This is a genomic window from Acidimicrobiia bacterium, from assembly GCA_009694375.1.
GTDB lineage: Bacteria > Actinomycetota > Acidimicrobiia > Acidimicrobiales > VFJN01 > VFJN01.
On record SHVB01000013.1, the window covers coordinates 66,389 to 72,816 of the forward strand.

The window sequence follows — 6,428 nt, forward strand, 5'->3', positions numbered from 1 at the left end:
GTGGATACTTGCTGCTCTCGGACGCTAATGGGCTCCGTGGGCGGCGTCGCAAGCCTTGGTTTCACCCTCGGCCACCTGGCCGGCGCCGATTCCCTCCAGCGCCGCAAAGGGACCACAAGGATGCTTCTGGATCCACACATGCATCATGGGAGTCTCGATGCCCTTGGTGAGAGTGCCTGGACACACCCCCTCCGCATTGGTGATCCCGGCCACCCGGGGACCAGCGAAACAAAGATTGTTATGGATGTGCCACTGGGTGAGTGCACCACCAACATCAGGCACGTCGGTCAAGGCGTCGCCGGGGCTCATCATGAACATGGCGGCCGCTAGGTGCTTTGGCGTGGTGGTGGTGTCGTAGACCAACGACTCCGGGTAGTCCGGATCGAGAATCCTGTCGTCGTTCATGTTGGCGGCGCTGAGATAGTGCTCGACCCCGGTAAACCCGTCACCGATCGATACGAAGCCCATCGACTCGGCGACGGCCGGATCAGAGAACTGCGGGAGTTCGATAAGGCTGATAGCCAGCAGATTCTCAGCCCGAGCCTGCTGCTGCGGCGAGACGCCATCTAGGCCACCGAGGTCGATGGGCAGGAGGGGATCGAATACGGTCGGCGGGACCGAGGTGGCGCCGTGAGCATCGTGAGCGGCAGCGCCGGTGGCGGCGCCGTGAGCATCGTGACCGGCAGCGCCGGTGGCATGGGCATGCGATCCGGCGGCCAGCATCCCCGGCAAACTCAAACCCGCCAACAGGATGGCGACGGTCCCCGTGGCGAGTGGGCTCCCGGCGAGGGTTCGCGAGCCGATGCCGAAGAGGTAGAACAGGCCACCCAACGCCGCCACGATAGCCAGAGCGGCAGCCATCGAATCGGCAAACTGGACCGCCTCCACTTCACCCAGACCCTCGACAAACCCGATGCCGACGGTCTTGGCCAGCAGCCACATCCCAGCGATCGCCACATTGGCGACCACGCCGAGCGCAATGAGCAGACGACCGGGCCGGGCTAGGAGAATGGCCCCCCATCCCAACTGAATCGCCGCCACGACCGTGAAGGCCGCCACCGCTTGCCGATGTTCGGCATGCACCCCGATGGCCGCGGCATGGATCGCGCCGGCACCCAACGATGACCCACCGGCGACGGCGAGCCACCCCATGGCGCCCAACGCGGCAACAGATCGTACGGCCGGTAGTACCCCGGAATCCTGCTCGACGGTCAGCACCATGCCTTGGCCTCCTTTGCCAACGGAGAGACTACCCGGGCCGGAGCCATATAGGTCATCAGAGGGACGGACGAACCGCCACCAGCACATCCCGGGTAATGGATCGATCCACCCGGTGGACGAAGGCCTCGTCGACCTTGCGTTCCACCGTGAACCCGGCCCCTACGGCCACATCCGCCAGCAGCCCGCGCGGCAGAGTGCGACGATTCCAGGCCAACACGGCCGCCGCCCCGGGGCGGAGGAGGTCGAACCGCGCCGGAAGCGCCTGCTCGCGAAGATCCGCAGGGCCCCGCTCGAGCGCTACCGCCCGGCCCGGGAGTGCGGTCCGTCACCGTCATGCGGTGCGCCGTGGACGGGTGGCCCTTACGCAAGGTGGCTTTGGTCACGGTGTGTTTCATGCGCTTGTCCTTCAGCCAGCGGTTGAGCGTGGTGCCCAATCCGCCCGTGGGGTCCAACAGCCGCAGGGGCTCCCCCGCCAGCATCCGTGCAAAGGCCCCGGCGCTGGCGGCCAGAGCCAGGTTCACCAACACGGCGAGCGGTCGATCATCGAGGGGCTCAGCGGTGTAGACCCCCGAGATAGTCCACCCCGGCGATCACCTCGCGCTCGCACACGTCGATGACCCGCCCAACACATAGGCATCGAGTTCCCTTAGTTCAGCGGCGGCCAGCGGCAAGGCAGCCTCACCGAACACACGATTGCTATTGGCTTTGAGTAGAAGACGTCATGAGGCATCCCACCGGAAGGTTAGGACGCTTCACCCACCACGATGCGATGCAGATCGTCGCCCAGTTCGATCGGACCGGCGAAATGTTCGGCGGCAATGGCCCTCCACTCCTCTTCCGCTCCCGGGGCCATCGGGGGGACGTAATGGGTGAGCACCAGGGTCCCTACCCCGCCGCGTGTGGCGGTCTGGGCCGCCTGTTCTACCGACGAGTGGTAGTCGAGGATGTCGGTGAGGCGAGGCAACGGAATCGCCGCCACCTGATCGGCCCGGATCACCGTATGCACGAGGGCATCCGCCCCCGCGCAGAGCGCATCGAGCCCGGCACACGGCACCGTATCCCCGGCGATCACCACCGCATGGCCGTCGTGCTCGAGCCGATAGCCGATGCTTGGGTCCACCGGACGGTGGTCGGTGGGACCGGCGATGATCCGCACCGTGCCGTCGTCGAACACCACACCGTCGGTTACCTCCTCCACCACCGGGGCCGGGTCCCAGGAGAGGTCGTCGTGATGGGCGAGGCGGTAACCGATGTCTGGACCCAGGGAGGAGAGGATGCCCTTCACCACCGACTGAGTGCCGATCGGCCCGAGGATCGAAAGCGGGGTTGGCGTGAAGGTGGTAACCCACCGGCTGGTGATCACGTCGTTGAGATCGGTGATGTGATCGCTATGGAGATGGGTGAGCACCAGGGCCGTGAGCTGGTTCGCCGGGGCGCCCACCGCGGCAGCTCGCATCAACACACCGCGACCACAGTCGAAGAGAAACGACCGTCCACCAGCCCTCACCAGCGTGGACGGTCCCGCCCGGAGCGGATCAACCAGAGGGCTGCCCGTGCCAAGCAAGACGATTTCGATCATGGGCCACATACCTCCATTGGACGTCGAACTCTCCCGGTCGCATCCCCACCGGGCACCCCTGGGGGGCCAAACCCACCCGGGAGACCGGCGGGAGACTACGTCAACGCAATGGCCGTGGCCAGGGTGACGGCTCGGAGACGGGGAAGGTACCGCTCGATATTCTCGCCGAGCGCGTCCAGGCTGACGGGGGTGACCTCGGGACGATCACCCACCTCGGCGTCGTGATCGGTGACCAGACCGATGGCGCCGTAGGCCAGGTCCAATTCGCGAGCGATCACCGCCTCGGGATACTGCGTCATGTTGACCAGGGTGGCTCCGATGCTGCGATACCAGTGGGACTCTGCCCGGGTTGAGAAGCGGGGGCCGTTGATCACCACCACCGTGCCGCCATCGTGCACCGCTTCCCCCACGCGCTCCCCTGCTGCGAGGGCGGCGCGGCGCACAGCCGGATCGTAGGGGTCGGCGAAGGTGGCATGGGCGGGACCATTGCGAAAGTCGTCGTGGATCGTTTCGGCCCGACCTTGGGTGCGGTCGATCAACTGATCGGGCACCACCAACGTGCCCACTGGAACCTCCGGCGTGAGTGAACCGCAGGCAAAGGTGGCGACGATCGCCCGTACCCCCACCGTGCGCAGCGCCCACAAGTTGGCTCGACTATCCACCCGGTGGGGCGCAATGTGGTGGCCCTCGCCATGGCGGGCCAGAAAGGCCACCGGAACCCCCTCCACCTTCCCGACGCAGATCGGGCTCGATGGCGCCCCCCAGGGGGTTTCGATCTCCAACGTCTCGACGTCGCCATCGAGCGCGTAGAACCCGGAACCGCCGATCACCGCTACCTGAGCCTGCGTCGTTGTCGTCACCGACCCATCCTGCCCTACCCTCGCCACCTCGGTGGTCGCCCACTCACCGCCGAGCGATCCTGGGCCGGTAACTAGCGGCGGTACTCCGTAGGGTAGAGAGCGGTGGTGGCGCGGGAGAGCACCTCAACCCGCTCATTTCGTTCCATACCCGCCACCAACTCGAGGCTTGGATCAGCGAGGAACCAACCCGGTTCGGGGAGGTGGTCCAGCGCTGCTTCCACCACCGCCCGGGGATCGGCGGCCGGTTGAAACATGTTGGCCTCCTCAACGGCGTGGGATCGCCATCCGGGTGTATCCATCGCCGGGGCCACCACCGCCTTCACATCCACACCGCTCTCGCGCAACTCCCAACCCAATGCCTCGGCCAGGTTCAACCCGAAGGCCTTACTGGCGCTGTAACTAGCCACACCAGCCGTACCCGCCAGTGCCGAACCCGAACTCGTCACGATGAAGCCACCGCGGCCGCGGGACACCATGGCCGGCAGAACCCAGGCCGCTAGTTCGGTCGTGGCCAGGCAATTCACCTGCACCGTGGCGAGGCGACTGGCGGCGGACTGATCCAGGAAGCGGCCCACGAAGGACACCGCCGCGTTGGCCACCGCCAGGCCGATTTCCAGATCCGCAGTAGCGGCCACGACTTGATCGAGCCACGTGGCGTCGGCCAAATCAGCCACCACGGCCCGGGTTTCGCCAGCCAGGTCGGCGGCCACCTCGACGACCGACTCCAGTCGATCGACGAGCACCACCGAACACCCACGGGCCAAGAGGGCCTCGCTGAAGGCCAGCCCTACACCCTGGGCGGCGCCGGTCACCAGCGCCCAGGGGCCGTAGCGACCTACAAAGGCTGTCACGGCCGGAGTGTAGCCAACTGGCCCGCGACCATCGCCAACCCGCCAGGGCACCCCACCCTGGGAAACCCGTCGCCCTCGCCGCGCCGCTGGAATGAGAAAACCCCACCCCGCCAACTCCTTTGTTTCACCAACACCCTTCGCCGCCAACACCTGGCTAACGGCCCCTTCATCACCCCGCGCGCCATCGGCGGAAACCTCCCCCTTCCATGACGGCGACGCCGTCGTGGCCGTGGCCGGACGGCATAGCGGAAGCACTGCCTTGGAGGTGGCGGCGGGAATCGAACCCGCGTTCAGGGCTTTGCAGGCCCTTGCCTAAGCCACTCGGCCACGCCACCAAAGGAAAGATCACCCTAGTGGCTCGCCCTAGGGGGTTCGCGCGCCACTCCCCGATTGATTAGCCCGGAAAGATGGCGGCGAGGGCACCGGCGAGGATCGGTACCAACAATGCGAGGGCCAGGATGGCCGCCACAATTCGTGCCCGGCGACGACGAGTGCTCTCACGGGCGCTCCGGTCAGAGGAGGCGCTCACGGCACCGACCCCGCCAACTCGTCGGCCTCGATCGCCTTCAGGTCGTCGAAACGGGTACGCAACTCCGCCCGACGACCATTGTCCATCGCCAGGTTGGTGAGCTCATGGGGATCCTCGTGCTGGTCGTACCACTCGTGCTCCTGGTCCTCGAAGGCCGCATCGGGGCCGTAGAGCATCGGCGTGGGGACACCGCTGAAGTCGTCGTTGGGGAGCCCCCCGCCCACGCCGTAATAGCGGGCGTACTTGTGGCGTCCGTCGAATACCCCCCGTATGGCCCAACGGGTGGCGCGAATATTGGAGGTGTGGGCGGTGGCGTGGGCGAACAGCACCCGATCGCGCACCGTGGCTTGGGGATCGGCCACCAACGGAGCGAGGTCTACGCCTTGCATGCCGGCGTCGGGTTCAACATCGGCGAACCCACAGATGGTGCGGGCGAGATCCACGTGCGACGACAGGGAGACGCTGCGTTGCCCGGCCGAGGAAGCCAGTGCCGACGACGCTGCTGGCTTCACATAGCAAGGCACCCGCATAATCTCGTCGTACACGAACGGGCCTTTGGATCGCAGGCCATGAGACCCGCACATGTCGCCGTGATCCGAGGTGAAGACCACCACGGTGTCGTCCCACGCACCGCTTCGCTCGAGGGCCGCCAAAACTGTGCCCAGGCTGTCGTCGGCCAGTTGGTGCAGGCGCACGTAGTAGTCGAGTTGGCGCCGCCACTGCTCCCGGTCCTCGGGGGGAATCATCCCGGCGATCCAGTGTTGTTGGTCCCAGCGCCACTGACGATGACAGGCGGGCTTGGTCAACAAGTCGTCGTCAAAGTTGGCCGGCAGATCCTCCACCACATGGTCGTAGTCCTCGGTGAAGGGCGGCACCGCCGCCCCGTCTTTCCATTTCGCAGCGTCCAAAAGGGCCTCGGACTCCGCCAATTCCGCCGGATGCTCAGCCTGGTATCCGGGCTGGTCCATCGGGAACCACATCACGTCGTGCGGATTTACCAGGGCCACCGTGAGGAACCACGGATCGGCTTGCGCGCCGTGGGCATCGAGCCAACGCGCCGCCGAGTTGGCGATCACCGGATCGAAATGCACACCGGTGCCAGCCCACCCCATGAAGTGCTGGTCGTTGCCGTCCCAGTCGGTGTAGCCGTAGAGATCCATCGGAGGGGTGGGCCCGCCGGTGAGGTGCCATTTTCCGATGTACGACGACCGGTAGCCATCGCCACCAAGGTGCGAACCCACCGTTGGAATCGCCGGATCAAGACTGTGATGCCAGGGAAAAACCGTGTTGTCGTAGACCTGGTGGCCAGGGAGATACCGACCGGTCATCATCGTGGCGCGCGACGGCGAACACGGCGCCGAGTGCGTCCAGTGGTTCGCCAACTCCAC

The 6,428-nt window shown here is 66.2% G+C and carries 6 protein-coding genes and 1 tRNA gene; all 7 read right to left on the reverse strand.

Annotated features, from left to right (window positions below; all coding sequences use genetic code 11):
- Window positions 1-24: 24 nt before the first annotated feature.
- Complete coding sequence (locus tag EXQ71_09060; GenBank protein MSO87654.1) at window positions 25-1,221, reverse strand: hypothetical protein; 1,197 nt, start codon at window positions 1,219-1,221, stop codon at window positions 25-27.
- The gene (locus tag EXQ71_09065; GenBank protein ID MSO87655.1) at window positions 1,212-1,748 is read right to left on the reverse strand and encodes a hypothetical protein; all 537 of its coding nucleotides are present in this window, start codon (window positions 1,746-1,748) and stop codon (window positions 1,212-1,214) included. The genes EXQ71_09060 and EXQ71_09065 overlap by 10 nt, the downstream gene beginning before the upstream one ends.
- A 215-nt stretch (window positions 1,749-1,963) precedes the next feature.
- Window positions 1,964-2,800, reverse strand: coding sequence for a ribonuclease Z (locus EXQ71_09070; GenBank protein ID MSO87656.1), 837 nt, complete (start codon window positions 2,798-2,800; stop codon window positions 1,964-1,966).
- Window positions 2,801-2,895: 95 nt separating this feature from the next.
- Window positions 2,896-3,660: a 5'-methylthioadenosine phosphorylase gene (locus tag EXQ71_09075; protein MSO87657.1), complete on the reverse strand. Its 765-nt coding sequence runs from the start codon at window positions 3,658-3,660 to the stop codon at window positions 2,896-2,898.
- Window positions 3,661-3,731: 71 nt separating this feature from the next.
- Window positions 3,732-4,805 (reverse strand): SDR family NAD(P)-dependent oxidoreductase, encoded by a 1,074-nt coding sequence (locus EXQ71_09080; GenBank protein ID MSO87658.1) that lies wholly within the window; start codon window positions 4,803-4,805, stop codon window positions 3,732-3,734.
- Window positions 4,772-4,846: transfer RNA gene (locus EXQ71_09085), tRNA-Cys, on the reverse strand. The genes EXQ71_09080 and EXQ71_09085 overlap by 34 nt, the downstream gene beginning before the upstream one ends.
- A 190-nt stretch (window positions 4,847-5,036) precedes the next feature.
- A partial coding sequence (locus EXQ71_09090; GenBank protein MSO87659.1) for a hypothetical protein occupies window positions 5,037-6,428 on the reverse strand: 1,392 nt, incomplete at its 5' end.

Coding starts and splice junctions, on each gene's coding strand:
- EXQ71_09060 (MSO87654.1), bottom strand. CDS start 1,221: ATGGTGCTGACCGTCGAGCAGGATTCCGGGGTACTACCGGCCGTACGA.
- EXQ71_09070 (MSO87656.1), bottom strand. CDS start 2,800: ATGATCGAAATCGTCTTGCTTGGCACGGGCAGCCCTCTGGTTGATCCG.